At 35.1% G+C, this 25,889-nt stretch carries 26 protein-coding genes; all 26 read left to right on the top strand.

Features of this window, described 5'->3' with window-relative positions:
- Positions 1-37 precede the first annotated feature (37 nt).
- The 26 genes from yabP (at position 38) to lysS (ending at position 25,663) form a co-directional block, all read left to right on the top strand.
- A complete protein-coding gene (yabP, locus tag EPK97_RS20160) occupies positions 38-316 on the top strand; it encodes a sporulation protein YabP (RefSeq protein ID WP_162038431.1) in 279 nt (92 codons plus the stop codon).
- Entirely contained in the window at positions 313-861 is a 549-nt protein-coding gene (gene yabQ, locus EPK97_RS22670; RefSeq protein ID WP_162038430.1) for a spore cortex biosynthesis protein YabQ, read from the top strand. Before yabP ends, yabQ begins: the two co-directional genes overlap by 4 nt.
- A 25-nt stretch (positions 862-886) precedes the next feature.
- Positions 887-1,198, top strand: coding sequence for an FtsB family cell division protein (locus tag EPK97_RS20150; protein WP_162038429.1), 312 nt, complete (start codon positions 887-889; stop codon positions 1,196-1,198).
- Positions 1,199-1,358: 160 nt separating this feature from the next.
- Positions 1,359-1,781 carry a S1 domain-containing RNA-binding protein gene (locus EPK97_RS20145; protein ID WP_162038428.1) on the top strand — a complete coding sequence of 141 codons (423 nt, stop codon included), beginning with the start codon at positions 1,359-1,361 and terminating at the stop codon, positions 1,779-1,781.
- Between the two features lie 275 nt (positions 1,782-2,056).
- On the top strand, positions 2,057-4,534 hold the full coding sequence (gene spoIIE, locus EPK97_RS20140) for a stage II sporulation protein E (protein ID WP_162038427.1): 2,478 nt from the start codon (positions 2,057-2,059) through the stop codon (positions 4,532-4,534).
- 107 nt (positions 4,535-4,641) lie between these two features.
- Positions 4,642-5,400 (top strand): vWA domain-containing protein, encoded by a 759-nt coding sequence (locus EPK97_RS20135; RefSeq protein WP_162038426.1) that lies wholly within the window; start codon positions 4,642-4,644, stop codon positions 5,398-5,400.
- Complete coding sequence (locus tag EPK97_RS20130; RefSeq protein WP_162038425.1) at positions 5,384-6,298, top strand: protein kinase family protein; 915 nt, start codon at positions 5,384-5,386, stop codon at positions 6,296-6,298. The genes EPK97_RS20135 and EPK97_RS20130 overlap by 17 nt, the downstream gene beginning before the upstream one ends.
- Before the next feature lie 98 nt (positions 6,299-6,396).
- Positions 6,397-7,821, top strand: a complete 1,425-nt coding sequence (tilS, locus tag EPK97_RS20125) for a tRNA lysidine(34) synthetase TilS (protein WP_162038424.1) — start codon at positions 6,397-6,399, stop codon at positions 7,819-7,821.
- A 19-nt stretch (positions 7,822-7,840) separates the two neighbouring features.
- Positions 7,841-8,383 (top strand): hypoxanthine phosphoribosyltransferase, encoded by a 543-nt coding sequence (gene hpt / locus EPK97_RS20120; protein WP_162038423.1) that lies wholly within the window; start codon positions 7,841-7,843, stop codon positions 8,381-8,383.
- 68 nt (positions 8,384-8,451) lie between these two features.
- On the top strand, positions 8,452-10,458 hold the full coding sequence (gene ftsH, locus EPK97_RS20115; protein WP_162038422.1) for an ATP-dependent zinc metalloprotease FtsH: 2,007 nt from the start codon (positions 8,452-8,454) through the stop codon (positions 10,456-10,458).
- A gap of 220 nt (positions 10,459-10,678) precedes the next feature.
- Entirely contained in the window at positions 10,679-11,617 is a 939-nt protein-coding gene (nadA, locus tag EPK97_RS20110) for a quinolinate synthase NadA (RefSeq protein WP_162038421.1), read from the top strand.
- Positions 11,618-11,721: 104 nt separating this feature from the next.
- The gene (gene nadB, locus EPK97_RS20105) at positions 11,722-13,332 is read left to right on the top strand and encodes an L-aspartate oxidase (protein WP_162038420.1); all 1,611 of its coding nucleotides are present in this window, start codon (positions 11,722-11,724) and stop codon (positions 13,330-13,332) included.
- A complete protein-coding gene (nadC, locus tag EPK97_RS20100; RefSeq protein WP_162038419.1) occupies positions 13,325-14,188 on the top strand; it encodes a carboxylating nicotinate-nucleotide diphosphorylase in 864 nt (287 codons plus the stop codon). Before nadB ends, nadC begins: the two co-directional genes overlap by 8 nt.
- Positions 14,185-14,964, top strand: a complete 780-nt coding sequence (locus tag EPK97_RS20095) for a type III pantothenate kinase (protein WP_162038418.1) — start codon at positions 14,185-14,187, stop codon at positions 14,962-14,964. Before nadC ends, EPK97_RS20095 begins: the two co-directional genes overlap by 4 nt.
- A 14-nt stretch (positions 14,965-14,978) precedes the next feature.
- Positions 14,979-15,845 carry an Hsp33 family molecular chaperone HslO gene (hslO, locus tag EPK97_RS20090; protein ID WP_162038417.1) on the top strand — a complete coding sequence of 289 codons (867 nt, stop codon included), beginning with the start codon at positions 14,979-14,981 and terminating at the stop codon, positions 15,843-15,845.
- 140 nt (positions 15,846-15,985) lie between these two features.
- Positions 15,986-16,921, top strand: coding sequence for a cysteine synthase A (cysK, locus tag EPK97_RS20085; protein WP_162038416.1), 936 nt, complete (start codon positions 15,986-15,988; stop codon positions 16,919-16,921).
- A 464-nt stretch (positions 16,922-17,385) separates the two neighbouring features.
- Entirely contained in the window at positions 17,386-18,927 is a 1,542-nt protein-coding gene (locus EPK97_RS20080; RefSeq protein ID WP_162038415.1) for a chorismate-binding protein, read from the top strand.
- A gap of 17 nt (positions 18,928-18,944) precedes the next feature.
- Positions 18,945-19,541 (top strand): aminodeoxychorismate/anthranilate synthase component II, encoded by a 597-nt coding sequence (gene pabA, locus EPK97_RS20075; protein WP_162038414.1) that lies wholly within the window; start codon positions 18,945-18,947, stop codon positions 19,539-19,541.
- A complete protein-coding gene (gene pabC, locus EPK97_RS20070; RefSeq protein ID WP_162038413.1) occupies positions 19,531-20,409 on the top strand; it encodes an aminodeoxychorismate lyase in 879 nt (292 codons plus the stop codon). Before pabA ends, pabC begins: the two co-directional genes overlap by 11 nt.
- Positions 20,406-21,272: a dihydropteroate synthase gene (folP, locus tag EPK97_RS20065; RefSeq protein ID WP_338075739.1), complete on the top strand. Its 867-nt coding sequence runs from the start codon at positions 20,406-20,408 to the stop codon at positions 21,270-21,272. The genes pabC and folP overlap by 4 nt, the downstream gene beginning before the upstream one ends.
- A gap of 40 nt (positions 21,273-21,312) precedes the next feature.
- Positions 21,313-21,660: a dihydroneopterin aldolase gene (folB, locus tag EPK97_RS20060; RefSeq protein ID WP_420826818.1), complete on the top strand. Its 348-nt coding sequence runs from the start codon at positions 21,313-21,315 to the stop codon at positions 21,658-21,660.
- 2 nt (positions 21,661-21,662) lie between these two features.
- Positions 21,663-22,205: a 2-amino-4-hydroxy-6-hydroxymethyldihydropteridine diphosphokinase gene (gene folK, locus EPK97_RS20055; protein WP_162038411.1), complete on the top strand. Its 543-nt coding sequence runs from the start codon at positions 21,663-21,665 to the stop codon at positions 22,203-22,205.
- Positions 22,157-22,363: a helix-turn-helix domain-containing protein gene (locus EPK97_RS20050; RefSeq protein ID WP_162038410.1), complete on the top strand. Its 207-nt coding sequence runs from the start codon at positions 22,157-22,159 to the stop codon at positions 22,361-22,363. The genes folK and EPK97_RS20050 overlap by 49 nt, the downstream gene beginning before the upstream one ends.
- 18 nt (positions 22,364-22,381) lie before the next feature.
- Positions 22,382-23,392 carry a tRNA dihydrouridine synthase DusB gene (gene dusB / locus EPK97_RS20045; RefSeq protein ID WP_162038409.1) on the top strand — a complete coding sequence of 337 codons (1,011 nt, stop codon included), beginning with the start codon at positions 22,382-22,384 and terminating at the stop codon, positions 23,390-23,392.
- A 208-nt stretch (positions 23,393-23,600) separates the two neighbouring features.
- Complete coding sequence (gene greA / locus EPK97_RS20040) at positions 23,601-24,077, top strand: transcription elongation factor GreA (RefSeq protein ID WP_162038408.1); 477 nt, start codon at positions 23,601-23,603, stop codon at positions 24,075-24,077.
- A gap of 98 nt (positions 24,078-24,175) precedes the next feature.
- On the top strand, positions 24,176-25,663 hold the full coding sequence (lysS, locus tag EPK97_RS20035; RefSeq protein ID WP_162038407.1) for a lysine--tRNA ligase: 1,488 nt from the start codon (positions 24,176-24,178) through the stop codon (positions 25,661-25,663).
- The last annotated feature ends 226 nt before the right edge of the window (positions 25,664-25,889 follow it).

The raw sequence follows: 25,889 nt of genomic DNA, 5'->3' as shown, positions 1-25,889 counted from the left end.
TGTCCCATATGGTAATGGTAGAAGGGGGGTACATGCTATGAAGGAGCATACGGGACAAACAAGACAAGAAATAAAAATGTTAAATAGAAAACTTCTTGAAATTTCTGGGGTGAAAAACGTAGAGAGTTTTGATAGTCAGGAGTTTTTGTTGGATACAGAGTATGGTTTTTTAACGGTTACAGGAGAGGATTTGCATATTAAAAACTTAAACCTAGAGCAGGGTTTAGTTGCCATAGAAGGAAGAGTGAATACTACCGCATATTTAGACGCTACAAGCTCAAAACCTAAAGGCTTTATTAGCAAGTTATTCAAGTGAGTCTTTCTTCTCAGTTTATCTCTCTGTTGACGATGATAATAAGCGGTATGTTGTTAGGAGTTATATATGATATATACCGCGTTGTAGCGTCTCAATTTCATTTTCGTCGATGGATCATTTCGTCGTTAGATATTATTTACTGGATATTATCTACTTTGTTTGTTTTCCGAATGTTGTATTTAAGTAATTCTGGAGAAGTGCGTTTTTACGTTTTTCTTGGATTAACGCTCGGAATCATCTTTCACTATGTTTATTTTAGTCCATTAACGATAAAAATAATAATATTATTGATTGGATGGATAAAAGCACTGATTCGTTTTGTCAAAAAATTATTTTACGCTTTCATCATTTTTCCTCTTAAGATGATATATAGGTGTATACTTATTTTGTTCGGTATTATTACGGCTATCTCTATTTTCCTTTGCAAATTTATGTTACAATTATTGTATCCAATTTGGAGGCTTTTAAAATGGTTGCTAAAACCGTTTAAAGTAAATATACTAAAATGGTTACAACCTATTATAAAAAGATTTACACGACGATAAAAAGGATGGATCAGGAGGATTCCAGATGAATGGACGTCAAGCTCAGGAGATAACACCAAATAAAGGATTTAGAAGACGTTTCAAGTTATTGATGGTTATTTTAATTTCTTTTATTAGCTGGGCGACAATGACAATATGGAATCAAGTTCAGGTATTGGATGAAAAGAACGAACAACTTATCCTTCTTGAAGAGGAATTAACAGAAACACAAAAATTAAATGATCAATATAATAATGAAATCACACGTTTACAAGATCCTGAATACATTGAACAAAGAGTTAGAAAAGATCTACAAATGACACAAGAAGGTGAAACGCTCTTGATACTAACTAAGTGAGCCAAATGAAATAATGAGTTATTGACTAGAAATACTCTGAATACTATAATACTACTGAAAGTATTTACAAATAAGAAGTTTACAAAGGTCTCAACGATTTCGCCGAAAGGTCACCAACAGGTGGTTTTCTTATATTTTTAAGGGAGGAACAATTTATTTTATGTCAATTGAAGTAGGCACCAAGTTACAAGGTAAAGTTACTGGTATAACAAATTTTGGAGCTTTTGTGGAATTATCTGAGGGAGTCACTGGACTAGTACACATTTCAGAAATTGCAGATAATTTCGTGAAAAGTGTGAGTGATCATCTAAAAGTAGATGATGTTGTAACTGTGAAAGTGATTGAAGTGAAGGATGGTAAAATTGGACTATCTATTCGTAAGGCTGTAGATAAACCCTCACAACCACAGAGAGGTGCACAAAGGGGCCCGCAGCAGAGAGGTGCTCGATCTAAACCCAAAAAGTTAAACCTTTCCTTTGAAGATCAAATGGTAAAGTTTTTAAAAGACAGTGAAGAACGCATGTCTTCTTTAAATCAAAAGAAAAATGACAGACGTGGAAGAAAAGGAGCTAAACGCTCTTAATAATATAAATTGAAAAGTGCTGATCAAGCACTTTTTTTTATTTTTTTTGGTATATATTTACTTCGGATTTGTGTTTTTTTTATATTTATCGACACGAATATTTAATAAAATGACGTTTATGATGGATTAATTTGCAACTATACAGGGGTCTGATATGAAATCAGGTCTTTTTTGTCGGTTTTTTTTTTGAAACTACTACCTCATTTTGACAAACTTTCTAGTAGATACCTAATATACTAGAGACACTTATCTCTATATAGGTGGTGTAAATAAGTATGAAATTAATTCCTCCAGTTCAGTTGAAATCTAGAAAGTACAGCATGTTCAAATCGTCATTTTTTAAAATGACGTCAGAAAATCCCCTTATACAGCTTTTAAAAAATCAAAAAGTAACGATATTACTTTTAGTGATGGCATTTTTGTTAGGACGTTCGGTTATTCTAGAGCAATTTTCTCCCTTTGCTATTTCATATTTTGGTGTTCTCTATTATTTACGTAGAGACTTGGTGTACTGGACAGGTCTTTGCCTTTGTATAGGCGCAATATCATCATCCTATATGATCTCAAATGCTATTATTGTACAAATGTTGGTTTTTTACCTTTTTCAAATGGGGTTTGAAAAATTTGAAAAAAGAGATTTATCTTATTCCCCTATCATTATATTTTTAACCAGTTTTTTTGTTCATGCATTTTATCTAATTTTGTTTAAAGGTTTTACATGGTTTGGGGGGATGTCCGTTATTGTAGAGTCTGTGTTAAGTTTTATTTTAACGCTGATTTTTATACAAGCGGTGTCTATATTCACAGTTACCAAAAAAAAATATCAATTAAAAAATGAAGAAGTGATTTGTCTTACTATATTAATTGCATCTGTTCTTACGGGGGCGGTTGGATGGTTTATTGCAGACATTTCAGTGGAACAAGTGTTGTCCAGATATCTCGTGTTATTATTCGCATTGGTTGGTGGCGCTTCACTAGGTGCATCAATTGGGGTCGTTTCAGGTATTATACTTAGTTTAGCAAATGTAAGTGCTGTTCACCAAATTAGTTTATTAGCTTTTTCTGGTTTATTAGCAGGATTAGTAAAAGAGGGAAATAAGCTAGCAGTTGCTATAGGAATGTTGTTAGGTACTTCTATATTAGCAATGTACAATAGCGAACAAACAGAAATTTTAGTGTCCATTTGGGAAACCTCAGCTGCAATCGTACTATTTTTATTAACACCGAAAAGTTTTATTCAAGCCATAGCTAAATATGTCCCCGGTACAAAAGAACATATTAAAACCCAGGTTGATTATGCTAAAAAAGTTAGAGAGTTAACAGCTCAAAGAGTAGGGCAATTTTCTGAAACATTTCGACAGCTATCTAGTAGTTTTGTACAATTAGGTGAAAGTGAAAAAAATAAAGATACTGATGAGCAAAACGGAATGCTTTTAGATTCCGTTTTCCAACGAACATGTACGACTTGTTGGAGACAAAAACAGTGCTGGGAAGAAAAGTTTAACCGAACTTATAATTATATGAATGAAATGTTAACCCAAGTAGAAAACAAACCCAATATTGGGAAAAAAGATATCCCTATAGAATGGAAAAATAGTTGCATAAAAACAGAACAAATGTTAGAAGTCATGAAAAACCATTACGATATGTTGAAACAAGATGTACGATGGAAGCAACAAATTCAAGATAGTAGACAAATTGTTGCTGACCAACTCATAGGCGTCTCACAAGTAATGGAGGATTTGGCAGATGAAATTAAAAGAGAGGGTCAAGAATTAAATCTACAGGAGGAACAAATCCGCCACGCCTTAGAGGAGTTAGGGTTATCCATCTATAGTGTGGATATCATAAGCTTGGATCAAGGCAATGTGGATATTGAAATGGTACATCAATACACAAAAGGTTTTGATGAAAGCCGGAAAATCATAGCCCCTCTTTTATCAAATATATTGGGAGAAAATATAGCTGTATTAAAAGAAGAATCAGTAAAGGAAGGTTATCACGTAGTTACCTTTGCATCTGCTAAACGATATGAAGTGAGTACAGGTGCAACAGAAGTTGCAAAGGGAGGGGAATTGCTTTCTGGAGATAATTACAGCATCTCAGAGTTAGGGAATGGGAAGTTTGCCGTTTCTATTAGTGATGGAATGGGTAATGGGATACGAGCACATAAGGAAAGCAGAACCGCTTTAAGTATACTTGAACAATTGCTTCAGTCAGGTATGGATGAAAAGATTGCAATTAAATCAGTGAATTCGGTACTGTTTTTAAGATCCTCTGATGAAATGTTTGCAACCATTGATGTGGCATTAATTGATTTATACACTGCAAAAACCACATTTTTAAAAATTGGCTCAACTCCTAGCTTTATTAAACGAGGAGATGAAGTGATCACGATATCTGAAAATAACTTACCCGTAGGTATTTTACATGAAATTGATGTTGATATTATAGAAATGCAGATGCAACCCGATGATATTATTATTATGATGAGTGATGGAATTTATGATGCGCCTGGATTAGCTAATAATAAAGAACTTTGGATGAAAAGAAATATTCAAAATATGCAGACGGACGATCCTCAAGATATTGCAGATTGTTTATTCGAGGCAATTGTTCGTCAAAATCATGGAGAGATACTTGATGACATGACCGTTGTTGTAGCTAGGCTTGATCAGCATATACCTGAATGGTCTACATTTCGTTGGACCGGTCAAACACAAATTGATAGACCTTCAAAAACCGTAGGGTAATTCTTACTGGTTGATGTGGAGAAAGGTTTTAAACCTTCATTAAATGGGAATAATAGAAAATAATATTTTTGTTTCTATTAATCTATTATTTTGGAGGTTTTGATAATATGGTACAACAAATTATTGTCATTACAGATGGGTGTTCAAATGTAGGGTTAGATCCAGTGACGGCAGCAGCCCAAGCTCGTGAGGAAAATATCGTTGTGAATGTAATAGGAGTTGTAGACGAGGGAGATTTTGGACTGCGCGGTACGAGAGAAATTGAAGAGATGGCTAAATCCGGAGGTGGATTAAGTAAAATCATTCATTCGAAACAATTATCTCAAACCGTTCAAATGATGACTCGTAAAACGGTCGTACATACGATTCAGCAGGTTGTAAATGAAGAATTGCAGCACATCATAGGATCAACAACCTCATTAGAAGATTTACATCCCGATCAAAGAGAGAAAGTTGTAGATGTAATAGAAGATTTGGAAGAAAATATGACTTTACGGGTAGTATTGCTCGTAGATGCTAGTGCGAGTATGAAACCTAAAATTAATGCAGTTGAAGATGCAGTTCATGATTTGATGTTAAGTTTACAAGCTAGAGAAGGTAGAAGTGAGGTTTCTTTGTTTCATTTTCCTGGATCAAAAAATAAAAATGAACCTGCGGAGATGGATTTGGATTGGTCTACTGAATTTGCAATTATGAAACGTTTATTTTATAAAATAAATATGAGGGGTGCAACACCCACAGGACCTGCGCTATTAAAAGTCATTGAATATATGGTTCATAAACGTTCAGATGATGAAGTGAAAATGTTGGATGGAAAGAAAGACATACATAAAAAGGGTGCGATGTTAAGTGATTACATCGTATAAATCCACTAATAAGCTAGTTTTACAACGGGGTTTTAAACTTCAGGGGAAGTGGAATAAAAAAATTTATTATATCGAACATTTGCTAGGGGAAGGTACAAGTGGTAAAGTCTACTTAGTAAAACATGATCAGAAATTATTTGCCATGAAAATTGGTTCAGATGACATTAGTCTCCAGTCAGAAATTAATATATTAAAAAAAATCAACAAAAAGCCTGAACCAGAAAAAAAATTATTTATTGATTCTGATGATCTTGACTTGAATGGTGAGATTTACCCTTATTATGTTATGAAATATATTCAAGGGCTTGATGCAAAGTTATTTTTAAATTCATATGGACATCAGTGGTTTCATTTAGTAGGTTTGAATATTTTAAATCAACTACAAGCATTACATCAAATGGATTTGATTTTTGGAGATTTAAAAATTGAAAACGTGATTGTTTCTGAGTTTGGGAAAGTGACATTGATAGATTATGGAGGAGTGACATCAAAAGGGCGCTCTGTTAAACAATTTACACAAATATATGATCGTGGGCACTGGATAGCAGGGACTAGAAAAGCAGATGAAGCTTATGATATTTTTTCCTTTGCTATTTTATGTTTAATTTTGACCGATGCTTTTTCTATTTCAAATTTAGCTTCAGAGAAAAAAAGCGGTGCTTATTTATTAAAAAAAGCTAAAATGAATCCACATTGTAAACGTATGATTCCTTTTTTAGAAAAGGCGATAAATGGGAAGTTTTCATCCACAAGATGTGCACGTGAGGAATGGAAAAAACTAATGTATGGTGATGGTTTAGAAAATTCAAGCTCAATTGAATTACCATGGTTAAAACCTGCATTGGCTTCTTCCATTTTTGTGTTTGTTGTGACGGTTTACTTTAGTTTTTTTTATTAAGTGATGATGAAACAAAAATGAAGCCGACTCCCATTTATATACTGTCGCGTCCATGTGGACAACGATTCACCAATACATCAGTGAAGAGGAGTGAGCTTATGGAGTTAGTTCAAAACGTTGAAAAAACGATCAAGGAAAAACACTTATTTGAAGCTGGTGAAAAGATTATCGTTGCTTTATCGGGAGGCCCTGATTCAATGGCTATGCTCCATATTTTGCATACTCTTTCATCAAAGTGGAATTTTAAGTTAATCGCAGTACATATTAACCATCAGTTCCGAGGAATTGAGGCAGATCAAGAAGAAATGTTAGTACATCAGTGGTGTAATGATTTACAAGTTCCTTGTGAAATTGGAAAAATAGATGTTCCTGCTTACATTGAACAAACAGGAAAAAATGCACAAGCTGCGGCTAGGGAAAAGAGATATGAATTTTTATTTCAAATTGCTGAACAATACGGCTCCAGAAAAATAACTTTAGCACATCATGCTGATGATCAAGCGGAGACAATATTGATGAGATTGATTCGTGGTACTGGACCCGAAGGATTAACTGGTATTTCGATGAGAAGAATGGAAAATAAAATGCAACTCATTCGTCCTTTGTTACGTATATACAAATCAGAAATTCTTACATATTGTCATCAAAACCATTTAAAATTTACTCAAGATAGTAGTAATCAACAGAAGAAGTATTTCAGAAATGAGATTAGATTGGATGTAATACCATATTTAAAGCAATATAATCAAAAGTTGGAAAAATCATTAAACCGTCTGTCAGAGATGATGACTGAAGAACAAAGTTATTTGGAACAGGAAACGAATAGATACTTTAAGGAAATCATAAAGAAAAATAACAATGGTTTTTATTTTTCTAGAAAGACTTTTATTTCCTTACATATTGCTTTACAAAGAAGGCTGATTAAACTAATATTAAGTTATCTTTGTTCTGATCCCTATTCATTTGAATACAAGATTATAGAAATGTGTCGCGTCGCAATAGAACAAAATAGTACATCCACGATGCACCTTGATGTTAGTGAACAGATTTTTTTTATTAGAGAATATGATCAAGTTGGGTTTTCAAATCAAAAAATGAACCAAGATTTATCATTTAGTTATAAGATTGAGGAGAATACAAAACAACTTGAAGTGTTTGAGGCAAACGTATTATTTGAGTTTGCTGAACAATTAGTTTCAAAAGTCGACTTAGATATTCTAATCAAAGGTCGATTAAATTCGGAAGTGATTTTTGATATGAATCAACTCTTTTTCCCTTTATCGATTCGTAATCGAAAACTAGGAGACCGAATGCAAATAAAAGGGTTAAATGGTACTAAAAAAGTAAAAGATATTTTCATTGATGAAAAAATTCCACCTTCCAAGAGAGAGAAAATTCCATTATTGGTTGATGCTAAACAGCAAGTACTATGGATTCCTGGTATTCGTGTTTCTAGTCATGCTGAAATGGAAGAAAAGACTTCACGTATTTTACATATTCAATACAAAAATTCCATACTTTAATTTATAGGAGGTCAGTTTTTTGCATAACGATATAAAACAGACATTATACAGCGAAGAACAAATTCAAGAGAAAATTAATGAGCTGGGTCAAATAATCACTAGTGACTTTAAAGATAAAAACCCCTTGGTGATTTGTGTTTTAAAAGGTGCTTTTATTTTTATGTCAGACTTAGTTAAAAAAATCGACATTCCTCTTGAAATTGATTTTATGGCGGTTTCTAGTTACGGTCAGTCCACCAAATCATCAGGTGTTGTAAAAATTATTAAAGATTTAGATGTACCTGTTGAAGGTAGGGATGTTCTCATTGTAGAGGACATTATTGATAGTGGTTTAACTTTAAGTTATTTAGTAGATGTTCTGAAAGGAAGAAATGCTTCGTCTACAACCATTGTGACTTTGTTTGATAAACCAGGAGGAAGAACCGTAGATCTTGAGGTTGACTATAAAGGATTTATATTACCGAATGAGTTTGTCGTTGGATATGGTTTGGATTATGCGGAAAAATACCGCAACCTTCCTTATATAGGAATACTAAAAAATGAAGTATATTCACAGACTTAATGGCTAAGTTGTGAATGAAAGTTAGGATATGTTAAAATAGATAATGTGCTTTGTAGAGGAGGTAGGGGATGAAAAATCGATTCATTCGCAACACAGGATTTTATTTATTAGTTTTTTTAATTATTATTGGTATTGTTCGATTTATTGGTGGTCAAAACGAACAGGTGGAGGTTTTGAACTACTCTCAATTTGAAGAGCAATTATTAAATAATAATATTCAAAAAGTATCATCGCAATTTGATGGATATACTACGAATTTAGAAGGGACATTTGTTGAACCTATAAGTGATACCGGATCTAAAAATTTTCAGCTTTATGGTCCAGACACCGATGCACTTGATGAGTTGTTGAAAGAGCACTCAACTGTTGAGTACTTACCGATGGAAACACCTAGCGTATGGGTGACTTTGTTGACATCACTTATCCCGTTTATCATTATCTTTGTTATATTTTTCTTCTTGCTTAATCAAGCTCAGGGTAGTGGCGGCAAAGTGATGAACTTTGGTAAAAGCAAAGCCCGTTTATATAATGACGAAAAGAAAAAGGTAACTTTTAATGATGTAGCCGGGGCAGATGAGGAAAAACAAGAGCTCATAGAAGTTGTCGAATTTCTAAAAGATCCGAGGAAGTTTTCTAATTTAGGGGCAAGAATTCCAAAGGGACTTTTATTAGTTGGACCACCAGGGACTGGTAAAACGTTACTAGCACGTGCTGTTGCTGGAGAAGCAGGCGTTCCATTCTTTTCTATAAGTGGTTCAGATTTTGTGGAAATGTTTGTAGGTGTTGGTGCATCTCGTGTTCGTGATTTATTTGAAAATGCAAAGAAAAATGCACCATGTATTATATTTATTGATGAAATTGACGCTGTTGGTAGACAACGTGGAGCTGGATTAGGTGGAGGTCATGATGAACGTGAACAAACCTTAAATCAACTCCTTGTTGAGATGGATGGTTTTGGTGCAAACGAAGGAATTATTATCGTTGCTGCAACCAATAGACCAGATATCTTAGACCCAGCACTTTTACGTCCTGGACGTTTTGATAGACAGATTACTGTAGATCGCCCTGATGTAAGAGGTCGTGAAGCGGTATTAAAGGTACATGCTCGTAATAAACCGATTTCAGATGATGTTAATCTAGAAACATTGGCTCGTTATACTACAGGATTTACAGGAGCCGATTTAGAAAATTTATTAAACGAAGCGGCTCTTATTGCAGCCCGAAGAAATCGTAAAGATATCAGCATGAGTGAATTGGATGAAGCTTTTGATCGTGTAGTTGTAGGTACTCAAAAGAAAAGCCGTGTTATCAGCGAAAGAGAAAAACGTACGATTGCATATCATGAAGCTGGACACACCATCATTGGGTATTTTGTTCGAAATGCTGATATAATGCATAAAGTTACGATTGTTCCAAGAGGACGTGCTGGTGGTTATGCCATGATGATCCCTAAAGATGGGGAAGATCGTATGCTGAATACGAAGAACGAACTCTTAGATAGAGTAACCGGACTGCTTGGTGGAAGGGTTGCAGAAGAATTATTTATCGGTGAAGTTGGCACAGGTGCTTATGATGACTTCAAAAAAGCAACAGGAATCGTTAGAGCAATGGTTATGGAATATGGAATGAGTAAACTAGGTCCAATGCAATTTGGCCAAACACAAGGACAGGTGTTTCTAGGAAGAGATATTGGCCATGAGCAGAACTATAGTGACGCTATTGCATATGAAATTGATCAAGAAATGCAGACCATGATTCGAGAACGTTTTGATCAAGCAAAAGAAATTTTAACCAAACATGAAAATGAAGTACATCTTATCGCAAAATCATTATTAAATTTAGAAACGTTAGATAAAGATCAAATTACTGAGATTATTGAAGAAGGAAAAATTCTCGAGCGTAAACCTGGCGAGCATAAAGATGTACAGGTGACTGCTAATCCTAAAGATAGTGATGAGGATGTGAAAGTTAACATTCAAAAACAGGATGATGAGGATGACGCTAATAAACTTACATTTGATAATAATGAAAAAGACGAAAAAGACGAAAAAGACGATAAAGATGGTAAGGCATAAAAAATAAATAAATTTAGTATTTATATTCAAAATCCGGAGTGTACTTTACACTTCCGGATTTTTCTTGCTTTTTTTTGTTGACATGAAGGTTCATGTTGTGTAAATTAGTTGTAAAATTTGATTTAGTAAAGTAACATGGTTTTAAACATAATAAATTAATGAAAGTATTTGCATTTATTTGTTCATTTTTTCACAAAGTCATATAGAGGGGTGGATTTTAATGGAAGCGTTGGCTTTAGAGAGAAAAGCGGAACGAAATCAGCAGTTGAGAGAAAGACTGCTTGAACTAAAAAAGGAAAGAAACGCCATAATATTAGCACATTATTATCAACGTGATGAAATACAAGAAGTAGCAGATTTTCGTGGAGATTCATTTTTATTAGCACAAAAAGCAGCTGAAACAGATGCAGATGTCATTGTTTTTTGTGGCGTTCACTTTATGGGTGAAAGTGCTAAAATATTAGCTCCAGATAAAACAGTCATTATACCTGATGAAAGAGCAGGTTGTCCTATGGCTGATATGGTTAATGTAGAGGGATTGCGTGAATTAAAACGTAAACATCCAAATGCAACAGTTGTAACTTATATTAATTCATCTGCAGAAATTAAAGCTGAAACTGACATATGTTGTACCTCAGCAAATGCAGTGAAAGTGATTCAGTCTTTAGATACAGAGGAGATTATTTGGGTACCTGATAAAAACTTAGGTCATTACGTATCACAATTTACGGACAAAAAGATGATCCTTTGGGAAGGATATTGCAACACTCACGATATGTTAACTGTTAAGGATGTAGAAGAAATGAAAGCCAAATATCCTAATGCAGAGTTTGTTGTACATCCAGAGTGCAGACCAGAGGTCGTAGAAATTGCAGATTTTGTGGGTAGCACAACAGGTATTTTGAAGTATTGTAAGGAATCTGACAGCCAAGAGTTTATCGTTGGTACAGAGGATGGTACAGGTTATCAACTTCGTATGGATAGTCCTAATAAAAAATTCCATTTTGCAACGAAATTTTTAGTTTGTCCGAATATGAAAGTAAACAATTTAAAAAAATTAGTGCGTTCTTTAGAGGATATGAAGCCACAAATTTATGTCCCACCTCACATTGCAGATAAAGCAAAATTATCATTAGAGCGTATGCTAAAAGTTAAATAACATGAACGAATTAGTATTTGTAAAGAGCGCATATTATTAGATGGTACAAATTAACCAATCTTTTAATATGCGCTAATCTATGTTAAAGAGAATAGGTGATAAGAATGATACCTCAATATTTAGTTGATTTTTCAATAGATGAAATACCACATATACATACAGATGTCATCGTGATTGGTTCAGGGATTGCAGGTTTATTTACAGCGATCAAAGCAAGTAAAGGCAATGATGTTATTATGATTACGAAAAAAACGTTGTTAGATAGTAATACTAGATACGCTCAAGGTGGGATTGCGGCGGTTATGGCCGAAAAGGATTCTCCCGCCTATCATAGACAAGACACACTAATCGCTGGAGCTGGTTTGTGTTCGGTAGAAGCAGTGAACGTTCTTGTACACGAAGGACCTGACGGTGTGAAGGATCTGATGAAGCTGGGGACTCAATTCGATGAAGAAGATGGTGAAATTGCCCTTACGAAGGAAGGGGCTCATAGTCAAAGGCGTATATTACATGCGCATGGTGATGCAACAGGTGCTGAAATTGTACGAGCCCTATCAGAGCAAGTCAGAGATAGAGAGAACATTGAAATGTGGGATGATCATTTTGTTATTGATTTGATTACCCACGATGGAGAATGTTGTGGGGTACTTGTACAAAAACCAGACGGTGAACGTATTTATGTACAGGGAAAAGCTGTGGTTCTATGTACAGGAGGCTCTGGACAGCTTTTTCGATACACAACAAATCCAATTATTGCAACTGGTGATGGTATAGCAATGGCCTATCGTGCAGGGGCTCTGATTAAAGATATGGAATTTATACAATTTCACCCAACTGCTTTATATTACCCAGGAGCACCCCGATTTTTAATATCTGAAGCGGTCAGAGGAGAAGGGGCTGTATTAAGAAACATTAAAGGTGAGCGTTTTATGGATCAATATCATGCTCAGCTGGAGTTGGCACCCCGTGATGTAGTAGCAAGAGCGATTGTGAGTGAAATGGCAAAAACGAATTCTACCTTTGTATATTTAGATATTTCTCATGAATCTCCAGATATGGTGAAACGTCGTTTCCCAACCATTTATCAATTTTGCTTAGATTTTGGATTGGATTTAACGGTGGATTGGATCCCTGTGGCACCTGCTGCACATTACATGATGGGCGGAGTGAAAACAGACTTAAATGGAGAAACTTCTGTCAAAAGGTTATTTGCATGTGGGGAAGTATCTTCAACTGGAGTTCATGGAGCCAATCGTTTAGCAAGCAATTCATTATCTGAAGCGATTGTTTTTGGAAGAAGAATTGTAAATCAAATCAATCAGCTTTCTTCTTTGAAACAGGTTCCTGAAGTAAAAGTGGTATTAGATCGCAAACAGAATACCCAGGCTATGGTTGAGAGGCGATTAAAGCTGCAAAAAATTATGTTGAGGTACGTCGGTTTAGAAAGATCACTAAAAGAATTAGATAAAGGACTTGCAGAATTAAAACGGCAATTGCCTGTATTTGAATCACATCTTACTAAGTTAGAGGAGTTTGAATTTGTTAACTTATTAATCTGTGCAATGTTAACAGCAGAAGGAGCAAAAGTAAGAGAAGAAAGCCGTGGCGCACATTATAGAGAAGATTTCCCTGAAAGGGATGAAATCGTATGGCGTAAACATATATTGCATCATCGTGATCAAGGTATAGTAGAGGAGTGTATTGAACATGATTGAAGGAAGTATGGAACGAATAAAGGAAAATTTAAAAGAGTGGTTGAAGGAAGACATTGGTACAGGAGATGTGACAAGTATATCTACCATCCCAGTTGAACATCAATCTATAGGATTTATTCATGCGAAAGAAAGTGGAGTGCTGGCAGGCTTGCCGGTTGCGAAACTAGTATTTCAAATTGTAGATCCAAACATTAAATTTAACGAAAAAGCAACAGAGGGTTCCTTTTTAAATCAGGGCGATACCATCGTAACAGTAGAAGGCAATACAAGGAACATATTAATGGGTGAGAGGTTAGCCCTCAACTTATTACAACGTCTTTCTGGAATAGCGACCAAAACGAATACCTACGTCAAAGAATTAAGTGGCTTATCCGTTAAAATTGCTGATACAAGAAAAACGACTCCTGGTCATCGCATATTAGAAAAATACGCGGTTAAAGTTGGTGGTGGATACAATCATCGATTAGGATTGTATGATGCAGTTATGATTAAAGACAATCATATCAAAGCAACAGGTAGTGTGAAAAGTGCAATTGAATCAGCAAGAAAACAAATTCCACATACGATGAAAATTGAGGTTGAAATTGAAGCGTTAGATCAAATAGAGGAAGCGTTAGCTGCAGATATTATATTGCTGGATAATATGTCTATTGATAATATGACGAGAAGTGTAAATTTAATAAAAGAACAATCTTCTCATAATATTGTGGAAGCTTCTGGCGGAGTAACTCTTAAAGCTGTAAGAGAAATTGCATTAACTGGAGTGGATGTCATTTCTGTTGGGGGACTAACGACTTCAATCCAGAATTTGGACATTAGTTTAGATTTAAATGAAAAGAAGGTGAGTACATTTTGATTTTTGTCATAGATGTTGGAAATACCAATATTGTATTAGGTTTATTTGAGGAAAATAAATTACTACATCATTGGAGACTGAGTACAAATCGTTCAGCCACCGTGGATGAATATGGCATTATGATACATAATTTATTTCATCATGCGAAAATTGAAAAAGAGCAGATTAAAGGTATTATTATTTCCTCTGTAGTACCTCCATTAATGCACGTATTAGAAGCATTATGTACAAAATATTTAAATAAAGAGCCACTTATTGTAGGTCCTGGCATCAAAACAGGGTTAAACATTCGTTATGAAAATCCTAGGGAAGTTGGGGCAGATCGAATTGTCAACTCCGTTGCAGGGATTGAGTTATATGGTGCTCCACTGATTATCGTTGATTTTGGAACAGCAACAACATTTGATTATATCGATGAAAAATCTCAGTATATCGGAGGCTTAATCGCACCTGGTATTGGGATTTCTACAGAAGCACTGTATCAAAAAGCAGCGAAATTACCTAGAATCGAGCTTGTTAAACCTAAACATGTCGTTGGAAGAAATATGGTGACTTCCATGCAGGCGGGTATTATATTTGGGTATGCTGGTCAGGTTGATGGAATCGTGGAAAGAATTCAAGAAGAATTTACAACAAAACCAAATATCATCGCAACTGGGGGATTAGCAGAATTAATTTCGAATGAATCAAAAACGATTCAACATATAAACCCTCTATTAACACTAGAAGGATTAAGAATTATTTATGAACGTAATGAAATGCCATCTTCATCTTAGGAGGAATTAACATTATGAACGATTATCTTATTCGTGGTACAGCTATGGACGGGAAAGTACGTGCATTTGCTGTTCATACAACAAATATTGTAGAAGAGCTTCGTCAAAGACAGGAGTCATGGCCTACTGCTACGGCAGCTTTAGGAAGGGTTGCTTCAGTAGGAGTTATGATGGGTGCAATGCTTAAAAATGAAGAGAAGCTGACGATTCAAATCAAAGGGGATGGACCGATGGGTCAAATTGTCGTTGATGCGAATGCCCATGGTGAAGTACGTGCTTATGCAGATCATCCGCATGTCCACTTGCCTAGTAATGCTCAAAATAAATTAGATGTTGCAGGTGCTGTTGGTAGAGAAGGTTCGATTTATATTATTAAGGATTTAGGTTTAAAGGAACCTTATAGAGGTAGCATCCCTATTATATCAGGGGAATTAGGGGAGGATTTCACGTATTATTTTGCCAAATCAGAACAAACCCCTTCAGCTGTTTCTGTGGGTGTATTAGTAGATCAAGATGCATCTGTTAGAGCTGCGGGTGGTTTCATTATACAGCTGATGCCAGGATTAAGTGATGAGGAAATTACGAAAATAGAACAAAATTTAAGTCAAATTAAACCTGTGACAGAATTGCTGGAAGAGAACAAGACATTAAAACAAATTTTACAAGAGGTTCTACCTTCTGTTCAGATCATGGATCAAATGGATGTGAAATTTAAATGCCACTGCAGCAGGGAAAAAGTAGAGGAGACTTTAGTTAGTTTAGGAGAAGCTGAATTGAAAAAAATCATTACTGAGGATGGACAAGCCGAGGTTGTATGCCATTTTTGCAATGAAAAATATCAGTTTAGTGCAGAGGATTTAGAAAAATTAATTCAAAAATAGGACTGATAATACATTAGTTCATATTGACATTTATAATGTGAATTGGTACTATTATCGTATAAAACCTACTAATTTAGTCGGAAATAACATTTAAATATATTTATTTATGTAATATTTAGAAAAATACGGGAGGGAATATGATGTCTAAAATTGTTAATAACATTACTGAGGTCATTGGTAACACACCTTTAGTTCGTTTAAACCGAGTAGTTCCTGAAGATAGTGCAGAAGTTTATGTAAAGTTAGAATTTCAAAACCCTGGAGCAAGTGTTAAAGACCGTATTGCAATCAACATGATTGAAACAGCGGAAAAAGAAGGAGAATTAAAATCAGGCGATACGATTATTGAACCAACAAGTGGAAATACGGGTATAGGTTTAGCAATGGTAGCGGCAGCTAAAGGTTATAAAGCCATCCTTGTTATGCCTGAAACGATGAGTATGGAAAGACGTAATTTATTACGTGCTTACGGAGCGGAGCTAGTTCTAACTCCTGGTCCAGAAGGTATGAAGGGTGCTATCAAACGAGCTGAAGAAATTCAAGCTGAGAATCCTAACTACTTTATGCCACAGCAGTTTAACAACCAAGCAAACGTACAAATTCACGTGAAAACAACAGGTCCTGAAATTGTAGAAGCGATTCATTCTATTGATGGAAAATTAGATGCGTTTATTTCAGGTATAGGCACAGGTGGAACGATTACTGGTGCCGGTCAAGTATTAAAGGAGAACTTCTCAGATGTAAAAATAGTTGCAGTTGAACCTGCATCATCCCCAATACTATCTGGAGGGAAACCAGGACCCCATAAAATCCAAGGAATTGGAGCGGGTTTTGTTCCTGAGATATTAAATACAGATATTTTTGATGAAGTGATAACAGTTGAGAATGAACAAGCGTTTGAGACTTCTCGTGAAGTAGCAAAAGCCGAAGGTATTCTTGGTGGTATTTCTTCTGGCGCAGCGATTTATGCAGCACTTGAAGTAGCAAAAAAACTTGGCAAAGGTAAGAGAGTTGTTGCGGTTGTTCCAAGTAATGGTGAGCGTTATTTAAGCACACCACTATACCAATTCGAATAATTTAGAGGTTGTTTAAAAAATCCCAACTTTGTCAGCATAGGAAGTGCTGATCCTACGTTGGTCACATGGATGTGACTGATTTTAAGTAGGGAAAAGTACGCTCCCCATCACGAAGTGAGCTTGGTATCGAGTCTTGAGAATGTAGGTCGACTAAGATCACAACACATCCTTGTGTTGAACATCGACATCAGTTCATCCATGAACTGAAAGTCCGGTGCTCATGTAGGTTTACCTACACTGCGCTCCTCCTTCTTAAAGAATCATGCAACCTTCTCGGTGCTGAAAACGGAATTATTAAACGTCGATTGAAAGTCTTTAAGAAAACTATAAAATCATTTAACATCTGGTCCTTCGCAAGAGGGACTTTTTATTTTTATTTATTTCAGATATACTTAGTAATCAATATGAGTTATATGAGTTACACAATGAGTTAAATAAATTGAACAAACTCGGGGGTATTAATCGTGATTTTAACCTCTTTAGAGCAGTGGAAGCATTGGGCAAATGAATATACGATGCTCCCATATATACAAACATTCTCTTTACCTAGTGTTAATGTGATTTCTTGGGAAAAAGCTTGGGAGAATTCTTCAGATCATGCGTTTGTATTGGAAAGCGGTAAAACAGGGCAATATACCTTTTTAGGTTTACGGCCTTTTTCAACTATATTTGGCAACAACGATAAAGGCATCATTTCTGATCAAAATAACAATAAAACTCACGTTCAAGGAAAACCTTTGGATTTAGTAAAGAATTGGATGAAGGATTATGTTGCTCCTAAAATAGAAGGAGCTCCTAAGTTCATTGGAGGTTGTGTAGGTTATTGGAGTTATGATGTCATTCGCTCAATAGAAAAGATACCAAATTTATCAAAAGAAAATTTAGAAATTCCGGACTATTATTTTATGATGATGGATGAGTTATGGATTATAGATCAGGTTAATCAATGTCTATATTGTGCAGTTCATCTTCCAGTTACAGATACGCATATAAACGAGGAAATGCTCCATTTTCAATATTTAAAGGCTAAAGAAAAAGTAGATCATATGAAAAAAAAGTGGGATGATATCGTAAATATAAACGACCACCACCCATCTCATCAAAGACAGAGGATATTTCAAAGTTCAGTAAAGCAAGATCAACTTCACATCGATGTGGAATCCATTGAAGGAGTAGATAAAGCTTTTGCAAAAGATGACTATATGGTAGCAGTTAAAAAAATTCAAGAATACATATCCCAAGGGGATATTTTTCAAGTAAATCTATCACTACGGCAAAGCCGACGTTTAAATAGTTCGCCAGAAGAGCTTTATGAATGGCTAAGACTGTTAAATCCTTCTCCATACATGAGTTTTCTGAAGTGTCCTGACTTTCATCTTGTTTCGGCATCTCCGGAGTTATTAGTTAAACTTGAGGATGATATTGTAAGTACAAGACCTATAGCAGGTACAAGACGCAGAGGAAATGACAGTGCAGAAGACAAGAAACTGGCAGAAGAACTGATATTGAATGAAAAAGAACGTGCAGAACATGTCATGTTAGTGGATTTAGAAAGAAATGATCTCGGTCGTATTTCTAAATTTGGTACGGTGAAGGTTAAAGATTTTATGGACATAGAATACTATTCACATGTCATGCATATCGTTTCAGAGGTACAGGGTGAATTAGCCGAAGGAAAAGACGGATATGACGTCATTGCAGCAACATTTCCTGGTGGAACCATAACGGGAGCACCTAAAATTCGAACGATGGAAATCATTGAAGAGTTAGAACCTGTTAGGAGAGGTCCATATACAGGCTCCATCGGTTGGATTGACTACAATGGGAATATGGAATTCAATATTATTATACGCACATTAGTCGTTTTGGATCAGATCGGATATATACAAGCGGGAGCTGGAATAGTCATTGATTCTGATCCTTATAGAGAGTATAAGGAAAGTTTAAATAAAGCGAAAGCATTATGGAAAGCAATTCAATACAGTGAATTAATCCATCAAGTATAAAAGGGGGCGCATATGGAGTGATACTTGTCATTGATAACTATGATTCTTTTACTTATAATTTGGTACAATATTTAGGTGAAATTGGACAAGAGGTTATTGTTCATAGAAATGATGAAATTGACATTTCAAAAATAGAACAGTTGCAACCAGACCATATTTTAATTTCTCCAGGTCCATGCACACCTAATGAAGCAGGGATCAGTTTAAATTTAATTGATCATTTTAAAGGGAAGATTCCTATTTTGGGAGTTTGTTTAGGTCATCAAGCGATTGGACAAGTTTTTGGAGGAGAAGTCATTAGAGCGGAACAACTCATGCACGGGAAAACCTCTCCTATTTTTCATGATGGTAAGGCGGTATTTGAAGATATTCCATCTCCTTACACAGCAACGAGATACCATTCTTTAATTGTCCGTAAAGAGTCTCTCCCCGATTGTTTGGAGATTAGTGCTGAAACAGAAGCGGGAGAGATTATGGGATTAAGACACAAGGAATATAACATCGAAGGTGTACAATTTCATCCTGAGTCCATTATTACAGATCATGGTTTACAACTATTAAAAAACTTTATCTCCCAAACAAATGCGAAAAGAGAAAAGATACATGAAAGTTAGTATAAATGGGACAATACTTGACGAAAAAGAGGCCGTGATATCTATATTTGATCACGGTTTTCTTTACGGTATGGGTTTATTCGAGACATTCCGAACCTATCAAGGTAAACCTTTTTTAATAGAACAACATCTAAATCGTTTAGAAAAAAGTTGTAAACTGATCGGTGTAAATTGGAAATACGACAACAATCGTATTTTACAAGAAGTTGAAAACTTGCTAAAAGCCAATCAATTAAAAGATGGATATGTACGTTATACCGTTACAGCAGGAGAAGGGCACTTAGGGTTACCTACAGATGTTTATTCCAAATATAATGAGATCATTTATATGAAAGCTCTACCTGCAATAAGTGAGGACTTATATAAAAATGGCAAAGCGCTTCAGCTTTTAGATATTAAACGAAATACACCAGAGACAGATATACGTTTAAAATCACTTCATTACATGAATAATATTTTAGCTAAAAAAGAAATAAACGAAACTGCTGAAGATAAAAAAGCAGAGGGATTGTTTTTAACTGCTGAAGGTCATTTAGCCGAAGGGATTGTAAGTAATATTTTTTTCATTCGTGATCAAGTTTGTTACACTCCTTCCATTGATACTGGAATTTTACCAGGGGTTACAAGAGCTTATGTAATTGAATGGTTAGAAAAGATAGGGATTCAAGTCATTGAAGGGCGGTTTTTATGGGATGATTTAATGACGGCTGATGAGATTTTTATAACCAATTCTATTCAAGAAATCGTACCTATTACAACACTGTATAATTTACAAGGTGAAAAGTTTGAAGTAGGATCAGGACGAGTTGGCTCTGAGACAAAGGATTGGATCAAAGAATATAGATCAGCTATAGGAGGATATGAATGAGACGGAATTTATTTATGACGAGATCAAGACCCTATGTTGGTTCTCGTAAACTAAATTGTAAGAACCGTTTAATAACAATAGGAGAAAAAACGTTAATCATGGGTATCTTAAATGTAACTCCGGATTCTTTTTCTGACGGTGGGAAGTATATATGTGAAGAAACAGCAGTAGAAAGAGCGTTGAAGATGATTGATGAGGGAGCAGATATCATTGATGTGGGGGGCGAATCTACAAGACCTAATGCCGAGACAGTTGATGTAAATGAAGAATTACAACGTGTTATTCCAATAATAGAAGCATTAAAAGATGAGATTCAAGTTCCTATCTCTATTGATACTTATAAAGCTGAGGTTGCTGAGAAAGCCTTAAATGCTGGGGCACATATTGTGAATGATGTATGGGGTTTGAAAAAAGATCGGAATATGGCTGCTGTTATTGCTAAACATCAATGTCCAATCATTATCATGCACAATCGAAATGAAAATGGATACAATCATTTAATTGAAGATGTCATTTTTGATTTACATGAAAGTATAAATATTGCTCACCAAGCAGGGATAAAAAATGAGCAGATTATCTTGGATCCAGGTATCGGTTTTGCTAAAACCTATGACGAAAACCTAACCCTCATGAATCATTTGAGTGATATTGTTGCAATAGGATATCCTGTATTATTAGGAACTTCAAGAAAGTCTATGATTCGTAATGTATTGGATTTACCTTCTGATGATGTTGTTGAGGGAACAGCAACTACAATTGTTTATGGGATGATGCAAGGATGTCAAATCGTTCGTGTTCATGACATTAAAGAAATGAAACGGGTAGCAACAATGACGGATGCAATGTTATTAAAAGGTTATTAAAAAATGGAATAAGGGAGTTTTAAAATTGGATAAAATAATAATGGAAAAAATGGAGTTTTACGGTTACCATGGTGTTTTTCCTGAGGAGAGAAAATTAGGTCAGAAATTTTACATAGACACTACCCTTTTTTTTGATTTACAATCAGCAGGGAAGAGTGATGATTTAAATCAGACTATCAATTATGCCGAAGTATACGATGTGATTAAAGGAATTGTGGAGGGACATTCATATCAACTAATTGAAGCTTTGGCAGAAAATATTGCATCAATAGTGTTGAAAACTTATACTAAGATCAATGAAATTATAGTCAAAGTGACAAAACCTAATCCACCTTTTGATATTCACTTTTCAGGTGTCGCTGTTGAAATCCATCGAAAGAGCGTGTAAACATGAATGAAAACAATAAAAAGAGCCTCGCATATATAGGGTTAGGGTCAAACATAGGTGAGCGAGAAAATTATCTTAAAGATGCAGTACAACAAATGAAAACTTATCCTATAGAAGTGATAGGATGCTCAAATATATATGAAACTGATCCTGTTGGGTATACAGATCAGGATGCTTTCTTAAATATGGTTGTTGTGGTTGCAACGACATATTCTCCTGAAGATTTACTTAATCAATTAGCTATTATTGAAAAATCATTATTAAGACAAAGAGTCATTCATTGGGGGCCAAGAACCATTGACTTAGATGTATTGTTGTATGACAATGTTCAAATAACCACAGATCAACTTATCGTTCCTCATCCAAGGATGAATGAAAGGCTGTTTGTACTTATACCACTGTTGGATGTGATTCAATCAGAAGATGATAGACAACAAATTCAAAAAACGGTGGATAAATTAATGGAACTTGAAGGTGAGAAAGAAGGAGTAAGGCTTTGGAAAAAAACCGAGTGGCTCAACGTATTAGAGCTTTCAGAAAATTAAAGGGTTACACTCAAAGTGAACTTGCAGTTAAAGTAGGCATATCAATCAGTAAGTTAGGCTCTATTGAACGAGGATCGATTAAACCTGATGATAAAACAATTCAACTAATATCAGAAGCATTATACATTGATGCAGATGAATTAAAAAGTGAAGTCTAAATTGAAAGGAATAGGAAAATGTTGCAAATTGGTAATATCCAAACCAAAAATAATGTTGTGCTAGCTCCTATGGCAGGAGTATGTAATCCAGCATTTCGATTAATTGCAAAAGAGTTTGGTGTTGGATTAGTATGTGCTGAAATGGTGAGTGATAAAGCGATTTTACATGGGAACGAAAGAACGATGCAAATGTTATTCGTTGATGAAAGAGAAAAACCTCTTAGTTTACAGATTTTTGGAGGCGATAAACATTCGCTTGTTGAAGCGGCAAAAGTAGTAGATCAGAATACGAATGCTGACATTATAGATATCAATATGGGTTGTCCAGTACCTAAAATCACGAAATGTGATGCAGGTGCAAAATGGTTATTAGATCCTTCTAAAATAGAAGAGATGGTATCTGCTGTAGTAGAAGCGGTATCAAAACCAGTCACTGTCAAAATGAGAATGGGTTGGGATGAAGAACACATATATGCAGTTAAAAATGCACAAGCTGTGGAGCGTGCAGGTGGGAAAGCAGTAGCTGTTCATGGAAGAACAAGACAGCAATTGTATACTGGTAAAGCAAATTGGGATATTATTAAAGAAGTCAAACAATCGGTAAAAATTCCAGTAATTGGAAACGGTGATGTGTTTACACCAGAAGATGCAAAACATTTACTCGATTATACGAGTTGTGATGGCGTCATGATTGGAAGAGCAGCTTTAGGAAATCCATGGATGCTTTATCGCACGATTCATTATTTAACAAACGGAGAATTATTGCCTGAACCTGATGCAAGTGAAAAAATGCGTATCGCATTGTTGCATTTAGATCGTTTAGTTGATTTAAAGGGTGAAAATGTAGCTGTAAGAGAAATGCGTAAACATATGGCTTGGTATTTAAAAGGTTTACGTGGTTCTGCAAAGGTCAAAGATGAAATTATGGCGGAAACCTCAAGAGATGGAATGAAAAACATTCTTAAAAATTTTGTTGAATTTCAACAGCAAAAAAGTGAGAATGTGAATAATACTGTCGTAATTCATTAGATTTATTTAAATAAGCATCCCTTTATTGACTTTTGCACATCCTTACAATATAATCATTCATTAGAATAAAATAAGAGAGACACCTTGACTAAGAGTCATCATGAATCTGTCATCATGGACTGAAACTTTAATATATTAAAATAGAGCAATTTTTATTTGCTGAGTAGAAGCAAATATGAAAAATACTTAAATGACAGGAGATTTCAGTATGTCTGATAAAGAAGTAATTCTTACCCCAGAGGGTTTGAAAAAGCTAGAGGATGAATTAGAAAATTTAAAATCAGTAAAACGTAGAGAGGTTGCTGAACGAATTAAAGTAGCTATCGGATACGGAGATATTAGCGAGAACTCAGAATATGAAGATGCTAAAAATGAGCAAGCATTTATCGAAGGTCGAGTGATTACACTTGAAAAAATGCTTCGTAATGCACGCATTATTAACAATGATGATGTAGGAACTGATAAAGTAAACATCGGTTCTCGAGTGGTTTTAAAGGACATTGAGTATGGAGATGAGGTTGAATATGCTATTGTTGGTACAGCAGAATCCGACCCTTCCCAAAATAAAATTTCCAATGAAAGCCCTGTAGGAAAAGCGATTCTTGGTAAAGAAAAAGGATCGGTAGTAGATGTAAATGTACCTGCTGGCGTGATACAATACGAAATCATTGATATCATGAAATAGTTTATTTATTATTCCCATTTACAAAAAAGCTTCCGATAATTGCTTCCTATGGAAGCTTTTTTGTGTAATGTAGTGAAACTAAAGGAGTGGAGTTATAAGTGAGTCAAGAATTAGAACTAAATGAGTTGCTACAAATTCGCCGCAATAAATTAGATGAACTTAGAAGTTTAGGGATAGATCCATTTGGTGGTAAGTTTGAACGCACACATACAGCAAATGAAATTATTTCTGATTATTCCGACTATACGAAAGAAGATTTGCAAGAGAAGAATGCAGAAGTCATTATTGCAGGTCGTATTATGCAAAAACGCGGTATGGGTAAAGCTGGTTTTGCTCATATTCAGGACATTTCAGGTAAAATTCAGATTTATGTCCGCAAAGATACCGTTGAGGAAAACCAATTTGACGCCTACAAGATGCTGGACATTGGGGACATTGTTGGAGTGAAAGGGTTTGTTTTCAAAACAAAAACAGGAGAGACCTCTGTTAAAGCAACGGAAGTTACAGTTCTATCTAAGTCTTTATACCCATTACCTGAAAAGTTTCATGGACTAAAAGATGTAGAACTGAGATATCGTCAAAGATACGTGGATTTAATTATGAATCAGGATGTACAAGAAACATTTATCCTTCGTTCAAAAATTATTCAATCCATGCGTGAATATTTAAACCAAAAATCTTTCTTAGAAGTAGAGACCCCTACACTTCATGCAATTGCGGGAGGTGCAGCTGCACGTCCGTTTATTACTCATCATAATGCATTGGACATGCAATTATATATGAGAATTGCGATAGAATTGCACCTTAAAAGATTAATTGTAGGTGGGATGGAGAAAGTTTACGAAATTGGACGAGTATATCGAAATGAAGGGATTTCTACACGTCATAACCCAGAATTCACTATGCTGGAGCTTTACGAAGCCTATGCAAATTTCGAAGATATTATGCAATTAACAGAGGAAATGATCGGACATATAGCTGAACAAGTTTTAGGTACAAAAGTAGTTGACTATCAAGGAGTTAAAGTTGATCTAGGCACTCCATGGAAAAGAATATCAATGGTAGATGCGATCAAAGATGTAGTGGGTGTAGATTTCAATATTCAAATGACGGATGAGGAAGCACATCAGCTTGCCAAAAAACACAATGTGAAAGTTGAACCAACGATGGCATTTGGACATATCGTAAATGAATTCTTTGAAACGTTTGTTGAAGAGACATTGATTCAACCTACATTTGTTTATGGACAACCTGTAGAAATTTCACCATTAGCTAAAAAGAACGAAGCAGATCCTAGATTTACAGATCGTTTTGAATTGTTTATCGTTGCTAGAGAACATGCGAATGCATTTACCGAGTTAAACGACCCAATAGATCAAAGAGAAAGATTTGAGTCTCAAATAAAAGAACGTGAGCAAGGAAATGACGAAGCTCATATGATGGATGATGATTTTATTAGAGCTTTAGAATATGGAATGCCACCTACAGGTGGGTTAGGGATTGGAATGGATCGACTTGTAATGTTATTAACTGATTCACCATCTATACGCGACGTATTATTATTTCCAACGATGAAAGAAAAGTAATCCATTATTATCTAATTCTTAGCACAAAATGTTCTCACTTTTTAGTGGGAACATTTTTTTTAAAAAAGTACTTGCATTATATAAAAGGATCATGTTATATTATTAAAGTCGCCGCTGAGACGGACGACAAAAACAAAAGAAAATGCTTGATAATAAGGCATTCTTTGCACCTTGAAAACTGAATAACGAGTGAACTTAAGGAGACCTGAAAGATTTTCAGGAATCC

Origin of the sequence: Chengkuizengella sediminis (assembly GCF_010078385.1) — a bacterium.
GTDB lineage: Bacteria > Bacillota > Bacilli > Paenibacillales > KCTC-33759 > Chengkuizengella > Chengkuizengella sediminis.
Note: the sequence above shows the minus strand (reverse complement) of the source record. Positions and strands in the feature narration are given on the sequence as shown.